Source organism: Arthrobacter sp. Soil_C_49 (assembly GCF_057656635.1).
This window is the reverse complement of sequence record NZ_JBDGJZ010000003.1, coordinates 320400-334988: the sequence shown is the minus strand read 5'-3', so window position 1 is coordinate 334988 and position 14589 is coordinate 320400. Positions and strand designations below refer to the sequence as shown.

The following is a 14589-nucleotide window of genomic DNA, read 5'->3' as shown; positions in this document are numbered from 1 at the left end:
ATTTCCTCCTTGAAATGGGTTTCTGTGCACTTGGAGGCGTGAGCTGGGGAAAAGGCCGGCATGGTGCCACAGGAGGCGCTTTTTGCCGCGTGTGTGCCGGCGAAGCAAGTTGGGGCTCTGAATGGGAAGGCCGCACAAAGTGATAGACCTCACGCCTACAACCGGAAGGAGTCTAAAGTCATTTGGGAACTTAAGTCCATAGCTCGGAAAATATGTCCTGCTTTATCGCTCGTAAGACGCTGTGAACGGATTATTTCGAAACTATGTTCCGCGGTGGGGAACAAGGTGACCAGTCATTTTGCGTAAAACGCAAAGAACTTCTGTAAACGTTCGCGTTTAAGCGTAGGGACGCATTCGGTTCCCTGCTCGTACCGTGGTTTGACCGACGTCGTGACCTGTAACCCAATGAAGAGCATCAGGAGAAGTTTTGACAACCACATCTGTGAGCAAGCCCCAAGGATTGGTGTGGCAGCCCGGCCCCACCGAAATTGACCGCAGCAGGATTCTGAAGTTCGCTGCCGCCGCAGGTTGCGCGACCATAGACGACCTCGGCGCCAAAGCGTATGAAAAACCATCCTGGTTTTGGGGGACCGTCTCCGAGTGGTTGGAGCTCGATTGGCAGGAGCCCCCGACGGCTGTCCTCGATCAGCTCAGTGAACCTCATGCCACCAAATGGTTCATAGACGGCAAATTCAACGTCACGGCCAATGCGGTGGACCGCTGGGTGAAAGCCGGGCGAGGGGATGAAACCGCCCTCCTTTGGGAAGAGGAAAACGGCGAAACCGGGAAATGGACCTTTAACGAACTCGCCCGCGAGGTCGACCGGGTCGGCCGAGGTCTTTTGGCTTCAGGCGTGAAGTTCGGCGACACGGTGGGGATGCAGTTGCCGATGGTCAAGGAGGCTGCCGTGGCGCAACTTGCCTGCGCCAAAATAGGGGCCATCTCCGTGCCGGTCTTTTCCGGTTTCGGAGCGACCGCTGTGGCGGACCGGCTGAGGATTGCGGGAGCGACAGCCCACATCGTGGCCAACGGGTTCTACCGGCGCGGCCGGGAGGTGGCCTTGCGTTCTGAAGCAGCAGTCGCTTTGCAGGGCGTCGAATCCCTTCGCACGACCATCGTCGTCTCTTTGGTACCTGGAAACAGCGAACCTGCTCTGCCGGGCGAAGTACCCTGGGAAGTCCTTGGAACCGAAGACCCGGAAGCTCTGCTTCAGGCAGCTCAATGCCCTGCCGATCATCCCCTTCTCATCGCCTTCACCTCCGGAACAACGGGTGCACCTAAAGGCATTGTCCTGAGCCATGCAGGGTTTGCAGTCAAAGCGGCCAGCGACGTCGCCTTCAGCTTTGATGTTGGACGCGGCGACGTAGTCATGTGGATCACTGATCCGGGCTGGATCGTGAGCCCGCTAATTGTTCTGGGAGGCCTAATAGCGGGGAGCTCCGTCGCCCTCTACGGCGGGAGCCCTGACTTCCCTTCTTCAAATCGAATCTGGGATGTGGTCCGGAATCTCAACGTCACCATGCTCGGGGTATCACCGTCGCTGATCAGGTCTCTCATGACGCAGGATGCTGATCCAGCCGACATCGACTTGGGCGACCTGCGCGTGCTTGCTTCAAGTGGCGAGGCGTGGACTCCTGACGCTTACGAGTGGCTATTCGAGCGAGTAGCCCGCTGTGAACTTCCGGTTATCAATTACAGCGGCGGCACTGAAATTTCCGGGGCTATCCTGTCCAACTTCACCGCTCTGCCCATCCATCCGTGCGGTTTCGCTGGCCCGCTGCCCGGCATGGCTGCCGATGTAGTAGACACCGACGGCATTAGCCTGGGAACCGGTATGGGTGAGCTCGCGCTGCGGCGTCCCTCTCCAGGTATGCCAATCACGTTCTGGGGAGCTCCGGAGCGTTACTTCTCCACCTACTGGAATCGTTGGCCCGGCACTTGGTTCCATGGTGATTGGGTGGAGGTAAGCGACGAGAAGGTCTGGTACGTGCGTGGCCGCAGTGACGACACACTCAAAATCGCCGGCAAGCGCCTTGGCCCGGCCGAGGTCGAGTCCGTTGTCAACGGCATTCCCTCCGTGGTGGAGTCTGCAGCAATCAGCATCCCGGACTCCGTCAAGGGCGAAGCCCTGGTCGTTTTTGCACGGGTAGCACCGGGCGCCGCAGACGCGGACGACCTGGCCCGGATGATCTCCGACGTCGTGTCAAAAGACCTGGGCAAGCCCCTCCGGCCGAAGCTCGTCCACGTCGTGGACACGCTGCCCAAGACACGGAGCGGGAAAATTCTCCGGCGACTCATCCGCTCCGTCTACTTGGGGAATCCGTCAGGGGACACGTCCTCACTTGAGGACCCCAGCTCGCTCTTGGTAATCGAAGGTGCCAGTGACGCTTCGTAAGAGGTGCGCCCTGGTAGGAGTTGCAGAGATACCCCCCGAAAGGACAACGCCCGGCGTCACCACGCTGGAGATGATCGCCCGCGTTTCCAAAATGGCCCTTCAGGATGCCGGCCTGACCCCGGAGGACATCGATGGCCTAATCGTCGGGCCGCAAGTGGGGGAAACTCCCCAGCATGTCCCGGCGACAGTCGCAGAGTATCTGGGCCTGCAACCCCGCTTCGCCGACATCGTTGACCTTGGCGGAGCCACTGGCGCGGGAATGGTGTGGCGTGCAGCTGCCGCCATTTCTGCCGGCATGTGCGAAACGGTCCTATGCGTCCTCGGCAATACACGAGATCCTGGAAGCATATCGCGGTCACCGAACCGCAACCCGATCCGCGAGTTTGACGTCCCCTATGGAGCCAGCGGCGCCAACCCGGCGTACGCCATGATTGCCCGGCAGCACATGGCGGAGTTTGGTACCACCCCGGAACAGCTCGCACAGGTTCCCGTCAAACAACGGGCCAATGCCATGCTCAACCCTGCCGCGGTCTTCCACGGCAAGTCCATCGGCGTCGATGACGTACTCAATTCGCCAATGGTGATGTCGCCCCTGCGGCTTCTGGAGGTCGTCATGCCCTGCGGTGGAGGGGCGGCTGTCATCGTGACCGCAGTGGACCGGACGGAAGACAGGAAAAAAGCGCCTGTATACCTGCTCGGAGCCGGAGAACGCGTAACCCACCGCGCCCTGAGCCAGGCACCTGGCCTGACTACGTCCCCGCTGGCCCCCGCAATCGGCAAAGCCTACTCAATGGCAGGTGTTGGACCCCGCGACATCGACTTCCTCTCCATCTACGACTGTTACTCCATTGTCGTGGCTATCACAGTGGAAGACGCGGGGTTCTGCCGCAAGGGCGAAAGTGGGCCGTGGCTCGAGTCTCACGACTTCTCCATCCGCAGCAAGCTGCCCATCAACCCGCACGGCGGCCAGCTCTCCAGCGGTCAGGCCGATCTGGCCGGGGGAATGGGACACATAGTGGAGGCGGTCCGCCAACTCCGAACAGAAGCGGGGGACCGCCAGATTCCGAACCCCAACACCGCCCTCGTTACCGGGAACGGAGCAACAATGAGCGAAGAAGTCGCCCTCGTCCTAGGAGGTGCCAACACGTGAAAACTTCGTGGGAACCCACATTGATACCCAAGCCGGGATTTATATCCACGCCCCTGAGTTCTGCCTACTGGCAGCAGGCGGGGGAGGGCGAACTGCTCCTGCAATGTTGCAGGGATTGCGGCCACCTTCAGCATTACCCACGAAACCTCTGCATCCGTTGCTGGTCCCACGATCTCACTTGGCAACCGGCCACCGGCACAGGCACCGTTTGGACGTTTACTGTGGTCACCATTCCCGGTCATCCTGCCTGGAGCTCGCAGGTCCCGTACGTTTTGGCTCTGGTCGAACTCGAGGAAGGACCCCGGCTGATGACTAACATCGTCGGCTGCCCTCCTGACTCCGTTTATTGCGGGCAGGCAGTACGGCTTCGTCCCGGCAGGGAGGAGACAGATAACCAAACCCTGCTTCAGTTCACCCCCTCATCCACTAAGGCAGGACGCAGCTGATCATGCGTGTCAACCGACTGAACCGGCAGCAGGCCTTGATCGCCATCGTGCAGATCCTCGGCCTCGCTGTCTGGTTTTCTGCCTCTGCAGTAGGTCCTGCCCTGCAGCACGAATGGGGTATCAGCCCTGCCGCAGGTGTGTGGCTGACGGCATCCGTACAAATCGGCTTCGTGGTCGGCGCAGTCACTTCAACAGCACTCAGCCTGGCCGATAGATTTCGCCCCCATCTGCTACTCGGTGCCTGCGGCGCCGGGGCAGCACTCACTACAGCCCTTCTAGCAGCTGTTGTGGACAGTCTCGCTCCGGCCATCTGCCTTCGGTTCCTGACCGGTGTCTTCTTGGCAGGAGTTTATCCAGTGGGCATGAAACTGATGGTGTCCTGGTCTGAACCGGCGTTCCGGGGTAAGGCCTTCGGAATCCTTATAGGGGCACTGACGCTCGGATCAGCCACGCCACATCTCATCAGCAGCACCGGAGATCTACCGTGGCGGACCGTCATCGCCGTTGCCGCCGCTTTGGCAGCAGCAGGTTCCATAACGTCTGTTCTGGCCATCCGCCCAGGACCCTACGCTGAAAAAGCATCAACCGGCCAAACCCCCGCTATGCCTTGGCCATGTTCAAGGAACATCGTCCGCGCCTGGCCAATATCGGCTACTTCGGTCACATGTGGGAACTGTATGCACTGTGGACGTGGATCCCAATGTATCTCCAGGCCAGCCAGGCTGCCGGTGAAGGCGGAGCGCTCGAAACAGGCACGACGCTATTCATCGCGATGGGGCTAGGAGGCGTCTTGGGAGCGGTAGTAGGCGGATGGGCTGCCGACCGTTGGGGCCGCCCCAAATCTGCCGCAGTAGCACTGGCGGTAAGCGGAATGTGTTGCTTTCTGTCTCCGTTGATGTTTTTGACGCAAGGTATACCGATGCTCGCCTTTCTCATCGTTTGGGGAGCCGCGGTGATCGCCGATTCCGGCGTCTTCTCGGCATCGTTAAGTGAAAACGCGGATCCGCGCTACATAGGAACCGCACTCACCGCCCAGACTGCTATCGGCTTCCTTCTGACAGTAGCAACCATCCAATTCGTCCCCTTGTTCGCCGCAGTCGTTGGATGGCAGTACGCATTCGTGCTGCTGCTTCCAGGCCCACTCATCGGCGTCCTAGCAATGCACACCCTGGCAAAAATCGAATCCAACGCAAGAAAGACCAACCATGACACGCACTCAGACCCGCACCATGCCAGTAGTCGGACAGACGGCCCAGTTGTCGCGCACGATCACTGACAGCGACATCGTGCTTTTCACACAAATCAGCGGCGACCGCAACCCCCTGCACTATGACGTCGCGGCGGCCAAGGCATCCCGATTCGGCGAAATCATCGTCCAGGGCGGAGTGACCAGCGCCATCCTGAACGCCGTCCTTGCCGAGGAACTACCCGGGCCGGGTACCGTGTTTTTAAACGTGAACTGGGACTTCAAAGCCCCCGTCCGACCGGGAGACGTGATCACCGGACACGTCGAAGTCACAGAGGTGCGTGCCGACAAACCGATCACCAAGCTCCGCACGTGGGTCGTACGTAACGACGGGACCGTCGTCCTTGAAGGAAACGTGGTCTGCTACACCATGGACCTCGGTTTGGAGGAAAACTGATGGCGGCCAACACGAACACGCCTGTCCTGGTTTCCGCCGCACGCACCGCGGTAGGAAAGTTCAATGGAGGCTTCCGAGGGGTTTCGGCAATCGATCTGGGTGCAGCGGCCGTGGCAGGAGCCCTCGAACCACTGGGGGGACTTGTCCCGGACCATGTGTTCATGGGAAACGTCATCCAAGCAGGAAACGGGCAAAATCCCGCCCGTAACGCAGCGATAAAAGGAGGGGTTCCCTCAACGGTCCCGGCTATCACGTTGAACAACGCCTGCCTTGCGAGCATGACCGCCGTCAGCTTCTCCGCAGGCCTCATCCGCTCAGGTGAAATTGGCAGCGCGCTCGTGGGCGGATTCGACTCAATGAGCCGGACCCTTCACGGCATCCAGATGCGGCAGGCACCCGTAGTCGGAGACGGCGAAATTATCGATCTGCTCTCACAGGACGCCCTGCGGTGCACCCTGACTGGCCTAGGCATGGGCGCTATCTCCGATGAAGCGAACAAAGAACTAGGGATCTCCCGTCACACCCAGGATGCCTTTGCACTGGAAAGCCACCACCGCGCCGCCCGGGCTGCCGAAGAGGGCCGGCTTAAGAAGGAAATTACTCCCTTCCAGGGACTCCTCGAAGACGAAGGAATCCGTCCGGGCACGACGCTGGACCGGCTCGCGCAGCTGAAGTCCGCATTTTCAGAAGACGGGAGCATCACGGCCGGGAACGCATCCCAAATGTCTGATGCAGGCTCGGCAGGAGTCGTAATGGACCTGGCGGGCGCCCGAAACCGGGGGCTGTCCGGCATCGTAGAAATTGTGGACTCCGTAACTGTCGCCGGCCCTGATTTCTCACTGCACCTTAAACCAGCGGACGCAGCGCGGAAACTACTCACCAAAAATAAGCTCGCCGCTAAAGATATCGGCTTGTGGGAAATCAACGAGGCCTTCGCCGGGGTGGTCATAGCATCCACACGTGAACTGGGAATCGACCTGGACCGGGTAAACGTCAACGGAGGTGCCGTCGCGCTGGGTCACCCCCTTGGGGCTACGGGATTCCGGCTCATACTCACCCTCGCACAGGAAATGAGGGACCGGGAGGAGGAATTCGGTGTAGCCGCGATATGCGGAGGAGGAGGACTAGGACAAGCGATGCTCCTCCGACTCATTTGATGCTGCCTTCCCACCGGTGTGCCTAGCCTTTAGCCAAGTGATCAGCCTTGCATCCGGCGTCGTGTTTTCCGGTTGTAGGGACACTTCCTTCGTCGCCGATAGCCAATTTCCCCGTGCTGGTAGGTACGCAGCTAGGGCTGATACTGAAGCTGGGCGCGGAGCGCGTCTCCGGTTGGCGGCTCTGCAGGCTTCTTGGGGCGGCTCCTGGTCCAGGCTAGTAGCTGTGTGGAAACCGGGCCAGGCAACCAACTTGATGACGGGCTCGTAGCAAAGCGACTTGTAACTCATAGCGTCTCAAGACCGCGGTGGCCCGCAAGCTCGGCAAAAGATCCACGATTCAAGGGCCAGGAAGCGATATTCCAAGGCAATCGGTTCTACAGGGCCCGGCGGACCAGGTTCCGCTAGGCAGTAGTGGCTGCGACGCTGCGGGGGGAGTCCTCTGCGGCGCTGCCCAATAGTTCGGGCGAAAGCGTGGCCAGGTAGTGCTCTGCGTCAAGGGCGGCTACGGCCCCCGAGGCGGCCGCGGTGACTGCCTGGCGGTAGGTCGGGTCGGTAACGTCACCGGCGGCGAACACTCCAGGAAGGGCCGTCCGCGAGCTGCGGCCTTCAACGGCGATCGTGCCCTCGGCCGTCAGATCAAGTTGCCCGTGGATCAGGTGGACTCGGGGGTCGTTCCCGACCGCAATGAACACACCGCGTACCTCCAGGTTTTGCTGTCCGCCCGTACCGGCATCACGGACTGTGATGCCTTCCACTTGATCCTCGCCGTTGATGGAGATGACTTCGGAGTTCCAGACAAATTCGATCTTGTCGTTAGCGAAAGCGCGGTCCTGCATGATTTTGGACGCCCGGAGGCTGCCACGCCTGTGAACCAGGTAGACCTTCTCCGCGAAGCGGGTGAGGAACATCGCCTCCTCAAGGGCTGAGTCCCCGCCACCTATAACAGCAATGGTTCGGTCGCGGAAAAAGAAGCCATCGCACGTTGCGCACCACGAAACTCCTCGACCCGAGAGACGGTCCTCATCAGCCAATCCGAGTTTCCGGTAGGCGGAACCCGTGGCGAAGACGATACTCAGTGCTTCGTGGACCACACCTGACCCGAGGGTAACGCTCTTGACCGGACCGGCCAGGTCAACGCTTGTAACGTCCTCGTAGAGGACGTCGGTGCCGAACCTTTCCGCTTGGGACTGCATCTTTGCCATCAGGTCCGGGCCCATGATCCCTTCGGGAAATCCGGGGAAGTTCTCCACCTCAGTAGTGTTCATCAGATCGCCGCCGGCCTCTACGGACGACGCGATGAGGAGCGGGCGCATATTGGCGCGTGCTGTGTAGACGGCCGCGGTATAGCCCGCAGGGCCCGAACCGATGATCAAGATTTGCCTCAAAATTGGTGCTCCTTTTCTGCGTACAGCGCGAGGAGGGGCCGTCATTCGTACAGCCCTGAACGGGGCCGGCCCGGGGGAGCCGATGTACTGCCATCGCACCCTCTGGCGAAGACCGATCGAAAGTTGTCTGAGTGCCGTCGCCTGAGTGGCTGAGGCGCAGGGCGGTGTCCCAGCCACTCAGGGTCTTACCAAGTTTGAAATGCGGTCAGAGCTGGGACGGTGAAGCCGCGAGTTTGGCGTGGACTTCGGCCATGTCGAGCGCGGCGATGGCGTCGACGATGTTGCCGAGTTGGGGTTCGCTGAGAAGGCCCGCATGGGAGAACACCAGGACGTTCTCGCGGAAGCCCATGATGGTGGGAATTGAAGTGATTCCCAACGCTCCGGAGAGTTCCCGTTCGGCCTCTGTGTCTACCTTCGCGAAAGCGACGTCGTCATGCTTTTCCGAGACTTTTTCGAAGATCGGGCCGAATTGGCGGCATGGTCCGCACCAGGCGGCCCAGAAATCCACGAGAACTATGTCGTTGCCCTCGATCGTGGCGGTGAATTGTTCTCCGGTGATGTTGGTAGTTGCCATGTTTTTCCTTCCGGTGAAACGAAAGCCGTGGGAGCGTCGGGGGTTAGCCGAGGCGGGTGATGATGGGGACAGGGTTGGTCAGAGTGTCGCGGATTGGTGAGGTCGCTTCGAGTGCGCCGATCAGTTCTTCCAGGTCTTCGCGGGAAGTTCCGGGGCTGTCGATTTGGACGTCCACGGTGATCTGCTGGGCGCCCTTGCGGACGCTGTCGTCAATTCCGAGGAAGCCGCTGAGATCGATGTCGAAGCCCAGGGTCAGTGCGACGTGCTTCAGCGGGATTATCCTAGCTGCGGCCAGGGATGCCAGAGTGACCATGTAGCAGCCAGCGAGGGCTTTGAGGATGTATTCGGCAGGGCTGACAGCCGTGTCGGTACCCAGCAGGGAGACCGGCTCATCGCTGTGCAGCGTGAACTTACCGCGGCGCGATTCGTCGGCGATGCCTGCCTGCGTGAGGGGTCCGGTGATGGTTTCGGCGGTCAAACCTCCGGCTGACTCGCTGAGCATGCTGAAGGTGACCTTGCCAAGCTCGCGCTGTTCGGTGACGGCTGCCACTGTCGCTTCGATAGCCTTGAGGTTTGCGAAAGCCTCTGTGCGCAGGGTAGTCATTTCGGTCATGGTGTTTCGTTTCCTTTCATGTGTTTGTTGATGCGGTCCATCAGGCCTTCCACAGCTGAGGCGTGTTGCCAATCGGCCTCTCGAGGAACGCCGTCTTAGGAGAAAGATCCCTGGTATATGGGGTAGTCGGTGTAGCCCCTGGCTCCTGTGGCGCCTTCCCCGTAGAACGTGGATGGATCCGGCTCGTTGAGTGGAAGAGCGTCCTGCCAGCGGCGGACGAGGTCGGGGTTGGCGATGGCGGGCCGGCCAACGACTACGGCATCTGCGTGGCCGTCGGCCACAAGGGAGATTGCCTCGTCGCGGGTGGTGACGATGCCGAAGCCGCTGTTGACCAGGAAGGGCCCCGCAAAATGGGCCCGGAGGTTCTGGACAAAGTGACCTGACGGGTCGTGGTGGAGCATGCTCAGGTACGCGAGCTTGAGTGGAGAGATGCTGGCCACGAGCACCTGGTAGGCGGCGCGCGCGGTGGCGTTGTTGGCTTCGTTCATGTCGTGTTGTTCGTTTTCGGGGGAGATGCGGAGGCCGACGCGCTGCGCCCCGATGGCTGCTGTCACCGCCTTGATGGTTTCGATGACGAAACGGGCATGGTTTTTCGGGGTGCCGCCGTAATTGTCGGTGCGCGTATTGGTTCCGGGTGAAAGGAATTCGTGCAGGAGGAACCCGTTGCCGGCGTGCAGTTCAACGCCGTCGAACCCGGCTTCGATGGCGTTGAGTGAGGCGGCGACGGTTTCCTGGATAACCACTGGCAGTTCCTCGATGGTGAGGGCGTGCGGAACAGGGTACGGCTTTTTGCCCGTAGGGGTCCGGGCTTCACCTGCCATGGCGAGGGCGCTGGGCGCTACGATGCGGTGGCCGCCGGTGATTTCCTCGTGTGAGACCCGGCCGCCGTGCATGATTTGGGCGAAGATCCTGCCCCCTTCAGCATGAACGGCGTCGGTGACCTTTTTCCAGCCGGAGATCTGGCCTGTGGTGTGTAGTCCGGGCTGGCCAGGCCATGAGCGTCCCGCGGGGCCCGGGTAGGTGGCCTCGCTCACGATCAGGCCCATGGAAGCCCGCTGGCGGTAGTGTTCAGCCATCAGGGGGCCGGGGATGCCTTCGTCTCCGGAGCGTGTCCGGGTCAAAGGTGCCATCACCAGCCGGTTGGGCAGCTCAAGCCCGCCGAGGGTCATGGGGGAAAACAGCATGTATGTTGCCTTTCAAAAGCGCAGGGTGGAGTCTGCTAGGCCCTAGGTGGCAGACCTGGGGGCACCAGCTGTACCCCAGGACTTCCCGCCCTTGTGCCGGAACCGTGGTATTGCGCGGAGCCTAGGAAACTCCGGCGGCAGCGTGGGTGTGTGCTGCTGCCGCCGGATCCGGTGCGCCTTCAAAGAACTTCATGGCCATGAAGCCGTGGGAGAAACTGCCGCCGGCGCGCAGTAATGAAGCGATCATGACGGTTTCGGCCAGTTCCTCTTCGGTGGCACCTTCAGCCTTGGCGGCCTTGACGTGCGCTTCAATGCAGTACGCACACTGTGTGGTGAGGGCCACGGCGACGGCTATGAGTTCGGTGTTCTTCCGGGAGATGGCCTTGCTGCTGCCGTTCAGTACTTCCTGGTCCAATGCCAGAAAGGACTTCACGGCCTCAGGGGCAGCGTTCCGGAGGTGGCGGAGGTAGCGGTGGTCTGTGTGCTCGTGGTAGCCCATGGTTTCCTTCGTGTGGGAGGCAAGGTGGTGGGAGTGACGGAATTCGGTGTCCGGTTCCTGGTTGCAGGTTCGTTTAAGTCAGTTGCGGACTTCTGAGCTCAGGTAAGGGGCCAAGCGATCTTCGAATGCTTCCTTTGGCATGGCCCCAACGAACGAACCGACGACGTCCCCGTTGTCGAACACCCGAAAAGCGGGAATCGAGGAGACGGAGTACCTCTGGGCGAGCTCTGGGTTGTCATCGACGTTCACTTTGATGACAGCGACCTTTCCGGCCTGCTCTTGCGCCAACTCATCGAGAACGGGCCCCACGGCACGGCATGGCGGGCACCACGGCGCCCAGAAATCGACGAGGACCGGCAGGTCGTTCTGGAGGACATCGGCTTGGAACGCCGCAGTGGTTGTTGATCGTACAGACATGGGTACCTCTTTCATCTGTTGATAAGGGCAGGATTACGAACTCAGCAAGAAGGCTCTGCCGTGGTGGGAAGTAGTAGTGGAGTGACGCTGAATTCGAGGCTTTTGGGCGGTGCCAGGTGGTCACCCAGCTGGAACTTATAAAGCCGAGCGGTCAGGCACTTAACGGCCAGACCTGTTCCTGCGCGAAGCTGTAATCGTCCGCAGCGAGGAACAGAATCGGAGACCACCCTGCTCGTGGCGACGGTGAGATGCACGAGCGGACCCCGACAGCAATGCTGTCGCCGGCCGACGTCGCTCCCGTGATCCCTGCCGTCTCGACACCAGCCAGATCCAGATTCTGTAGCGATCACTATAGAACTCATGGGTTATACTGTAGTGGTTATTACAGAAAACGCAAACGACGAGCTTGCTAGACCAGGAAGGCCTGAGATGCCGGGAGGCCGGAAGCGCGAATTCGATGACCAAGAGGCCTTGCAGACGGCCATGGAGTTGTTTTGGCGCCAGGGCTACGAAGGCACATCCGTCGCTGATCTGACTAAGGCCTTGGGTATCAACCCCCCGAGCCTTTACGCCGCCTTTGGCAGTAAGCGGGACCTGTTCGAGAAGACGCTGGACCGGTACATGTGCGAACGCAGCGTTCAACTTGAGCAAGCGATGTCGCAGCCCACGGCACATCAGGCGGTGTTGCACCTCCTCACGGGAAGAGCGGAAGTGTTCACTGCCCCGGGTCGGCCTTTCGGCTGCATGACTGTCCAAGCTGGGCTGGCTTCCGGAGAGCCGCACCATGAAATAGTCGATCTCCTCACCGCCGCACGCGAGAAGATGCGGCAAACCGTGCTGGATCGGTTCGAGAAGGCTCTCGCAGACGGGGATTTGCCGGCTGGCACGGACTGCTCGAGCCTGGCCCGCTACGTTATGGCCGCAGTTTATGGCCTGAGCGTTGAAGCCGCCTCCGGGGCACCCAGGGAGGAACTCATCTCCGCTGCGACCCTCGCTTCACAGGTGGTGCCGAGGGCCTAGCGTGGCCAAGTCAGCCTTGTCACCGAACCCTGCCGGGATTTCGAAAATTTAGGCGCCGGGGTTTCGCCGCTTCTGTAGGGAATTAGAAACCAACGGCCCGCGCTAGGGATGCCACCGACAGCTCAAGCGGGCGAATGAAACAAGGGCGGCGAAGGGGCGCGTTACCGGCCCCCTTCCAGCAGCCAAGCCAAAGAGCCAATAACCGCGCCTCCGTCAACCTGCTTGGGCCGACTAAGTCGTGCTTGCTGATACCGCTGCCGGAAGTGAGGGCACTCTGAGCCGTCCATACCGGCGAGGCTAGCGGCTGCGGAGTGCGCCCGAGGGGCCGTGGCGGCCGGCTTGAACGCCGTACTGAGTGAAGCGGAGGAAGCAATCGCAGCTCGGGACGATGCTCTCATCGCTGGCGTCAACTCAAGAATCCACGAGGAGATTCTGCTTGCTTCGAACAGGTGTGGGCCTATTGGTCCTCAGCGCGAACTGTCAACAACTGGCAGCAGCTCGGTCGCTCTTTTCGCGCTTTCGAACGGCGTTGATCGAAGCTCCTGGGTTTGCCCGTAAGGGACGTTCTTGCTGAGGGTGACGCTGTAGAAGTGGCAATTGTGTTGGGTTACCAAGACTCCGTGATGGCCGATCTCGATGGCGTGGGCAATTGCTTGCTCGACGGCGCGGTCAACGTCTTCCCATAGCTGGCGTTGCTTGTCACCTCTGACTTCGAGGACATAAGTACTATCAATGACTTGAGACATTTCTATCCTTTGCTGGGATTTGGTGGACTCGCTCATTTGTCCCCGGGTGGCGTGCAGCTCTGGGGTGGTGTTCCTCTTGGTTCACGAAACCAAGGGATGAATACCTGAGCCACCTATGCGGGGTGAATCCTTTGGTTCCGGGAAGCAGGGACCGGACTCCGCTAGGTGGTGCATGCACACCTATGGCCTGACCATCAGTGACAACCTCGTCAGGTCTCGTTCCACGGCTCTTATCGCGTCAGCTCGCGACCGTATTTTGGCATCAGTCGGCTTTGTTCCTACTGGATCAGTCGAAGAAGACGGGAGTGGGGCTTCAGTCGCATAGGCCGAATGATTGGGATGAGCGAGCGGATCGTGGAAAACAATGCTTGAAGAGCTTGGGAAAGAGTGAGGCTTGAACTGCGCATCGACGGAGCTGCTCGGAGGGTCCTGAAGTGAACCGCTGGAGGTGATGTGTTTGCTGGTAGCCACCGTCTTACCTTTCCGAAAAATTACCGTTCGTCGTTGTAGTGCTCCTTGAACGCCTGATGATCCCGCCCGGGACCCGTATCCCGTTCCGCTGCACAACCGGAACAGTCACGGGTTTCGAAGGCGGGCGGGCCTGCTCAGTCTTGATTGCGAGTTCCCGCGACACCGGGCCGACTTTTCCCCTGGAGTGCCGGAGATAGAGGTTGGCGAGGTCGTGCCATTGATCCGGTGTGGCATGTGCCGCGCAGTCGTTGAGGATTTGCTCGATAGTGAGCCAGTTCGGGAGAGTCTCGATGGATGTGCGATAGTCGCAGAAGATGGAATCTGGCCTTCGAGCCCTGTAAAGGAGCGATTTGTATCCGTAGCGCCCTGCTTTGAAGTGGGCCAGCTGCCCCGATGAGGCTGGTGGCCAGTCCGCCCAGGCGTGGGAGAACGCGGCTTCGAATTCCGCAGGCTGGGGATCTATGCTGCGCACGCCAGCGGAGGCCAGCCCCGCAAAAAAGCCGTTGAGGATGTCTGCGGCAAGGGCATGGTTGTCGACTTCCATGTGGCTTCCTCACTTGAACGAATGCGGGGTCTTTCCCTTGTGCTTAATGCGGCGAACCTGTCACTGTTCCCGACGAACTACCGGGCTGTTATCGGGTCCTGGCGCGCGTGGACCTGTGGCGCCAAAGAACTTCGCTGTTCCTGGAAGGGTGCACTCTGAGCCGGGGACTCAGCAGGAAAATGCCTTGGTGTCTGATCTGCGTTCCTACCCTGCCGTCTGCGGGTGTGCACGGGAGCGAGGGTCAAGGGCGGCAGCGGGGGCTGGTGCGTTCTCTTTTTCATCTGATATCCGATCTGATTGGTGGTGGGAGCGAACCGCGCCGCACTGACACAGTGCCATGGCGGG

General features: G+C 60.4%; 15 protein-coding genes and 1 pseudogene. 8 read left to right on the top strand and 8 right to left on the bottom strand.

What is annotated here, in order from left to right; genetic code table 11:
- Positions 1–427 precede the first annotated feature (427 nt).
- From AC3A4Z_RS07855 to AC3A4Z_RS07825, 7 genes and pseudogenes are all read left to right on the top strand, one after another.
- Positions 428–2395, top strand: a complete 1968-nt coding sequence (locus AC3A4Z_RS07855; protein ID WP_498711056.1) for an AMP-binding protein — start codon at positions 428–430, stop codon at positions 2393–2395.
- The gene (locus AC3A4Z_RS07850) at positions 2382–3545 is read left to right on the top strand and encodes a thiolase family protein (protein ID WP_498711055.1); all 1164 of its coding nucleotides are present in this window, start codon (positions 2382–2384) and stop codon (positions 3543–3545) included. The genes AC3A4Z_RS07855 and AC3A4Z_RS07850 overlap by 14 nt, the downstream gene beginning before the upstream one ends.
- A complete protein-coding gene (locus tag AC3A4Z_RS07845) occupies positions 3542–3991 on the top strand; it encodes a Zn-ribbon domain-containing OB-fold protein (protein ID WP_498711054.1) in 450 nt (149 codons plus the stop codon). Before AC3A4Z_RS07850 ends, AC3A4Z_RS07845 begins: the two co-directional genes overlap by 4 nt.
- 2 nt (positions 3992–3993) lie before the next feature.
- Positions 3994–4572: pseudogene (locus tag AC3A4Z_RS07840) on the top strand (MFS transporter); the annotation flags it as partial.
- Positions 4573–4604: 32 nt separating this feature from the next.
- Positions 4605–5267, top strand: coding sequence for an MFS transporter (locus AC3A4Z_RS07835; RefSeq protein ID WP_498711053.1), 663 nt, complete (start codon positions 4605–4607; stop codon positions 5265–5267).
- Entirely contained in the window at positions 5221–5634 is a 414-nt protein-coding gene (locus tag AC3A4Z_RS07830; protein WP_493975360.1) for a MaoC/PaaZ C-terminal domain-containing protein, read from the top strand. The genes AC3A4Z_RS07835 and AC3A4Z_RS07830 overlap by 47 nt, the downstream gene beginning before the upstream one ends.
- Positions 5634–6791: a thiolase family protein gene (locus AC3A4Z_RS07825; RefSeq protein WP_498711052.1), complete on the top strand. Its 1158-nt coding sequence runs from the start codon at positions 5634–5636 to the stop codon at positions 6789–6791. Before AC3A4Z_RS07830 ends, AC3A4Z_RS07825 begins: the two co-directional genes overlap by 1 nt.
- Before the next feature lie 401 nt (positions 6792–7192).
- Here the strand turns inward: AC3A4Z_RS07825 and trxB are convergent, their stop codons facing one another.
- The 6 genes from trxB to trxA form a co-directional block, all read right to left on the bottom strand.
- Complete coding sequence (gene trxB / locus AC3A4Z_RS07820) at positions 7193–8176, bottom strand: thioredoxin-disulfide reductase (protein WP_498711051.1); 984 nt, start codon at positions 8174–8176, stop codon at positions 7193–7195.
- Positions 8177–8381: 205 nt separating this feature from the next.
- Positions 8382–8750, bottom strand: coding sequence for a thioredoxin family protein (locus AC3A4Z_RS07815; RefSeq protein WP_498711050.1), 369 nt, complete (start codon positions 8748–8750; stop codon positions 8382–8384).
- Between the two features lie 43 nt (positions 8751–8793).
- Complete coding sequence (locus AC3A4Z_RS07810; RefSeq protein ID WP_498711049.1) at positions 8794–9363, bottom strand: OsmC family protein; 570 nt, start codon at positions 9361–9363, stop codon at positions 8794–8796.
- Between the two features lie 95 nt (positions 9364–9458).
- Entirely contained in the window at positions 9459–10547 is a 1089-nt protein-coding gene (locus tag AC3A4Z_RS07805) for an alkene reductase (RefSeq protein WP_498711048.1), read from the bottom strand.
- 121 nt (positions 10548–10668) lie between these two features.
- A complete protein-coding gene (locus AC3A4Z_RS07800) occupies positions 10669–11046 on the bottom strand; it encodes a carboxymuconolactone decarboxylase family protein (RefSeq protein ID WP_498711047.1) in 378 nt (125 codons plus the stop codon).
- Between the two features lie 78 nt (positions 11047–11124).
- Positions 11125–11478: a thioredoxin gene (gene trxA / locus AC3A4Z_RS07795; protein ID WP_498711046.1), complete on the bottom strand. Its 354-nt coding sequence runs from the start codon at positions 11476–11478 to the stop codon at positions 11125–11127.
- Between the two features lie 345 nt (positions 11479–11823).
- Between trxA and AC3A4Z_RS07790 the strand changes: the two genes are divergently transcribed.
- A complete protein-coding gene (locus AC3A4Z_RS07790) occupies positions 11824–12483 on the top strand; it encodes a TetR/AcrR family transcriptional regulator (RefSeq protein WP_498711045.1) in 660 nt (219 codons plus the stop codon).
- Between the two features lie 467 nt (positions 12484–12950).
- Here AC3A4Z_RS07790 and AC3A4Z_RS07785 read toward each other — a convergent pair whose 3' ends face one another.
- Both AC3A4Z_RS07785 and AC3A4Z_RS07780 read right to left on the bottom strand, forming a co-directional pair.
- Complete coding sequence (locus AC3A4Z_RS07785) at positions 12951–13229, bottom strand: hypothetical protein (protein WP_498711044.1); 279 nt, start codon at positions 13227–13229, stop codon at positions 12951–12953.
- A gap of 475 nt (positions 13230–13704) precedes the next feature.
- On the bottom strand, positions 13705–14244 hold the full coding sequence (locus AC3A4Z_RS07780) for a hypothetical protein (protein ID WP_498711043.1): 540 nt from the start codon (positions 14242–14244) through the stop codon (positions 13705–13707).
- Positions 14245–14589: the final 345 nt, after the last annotated feature.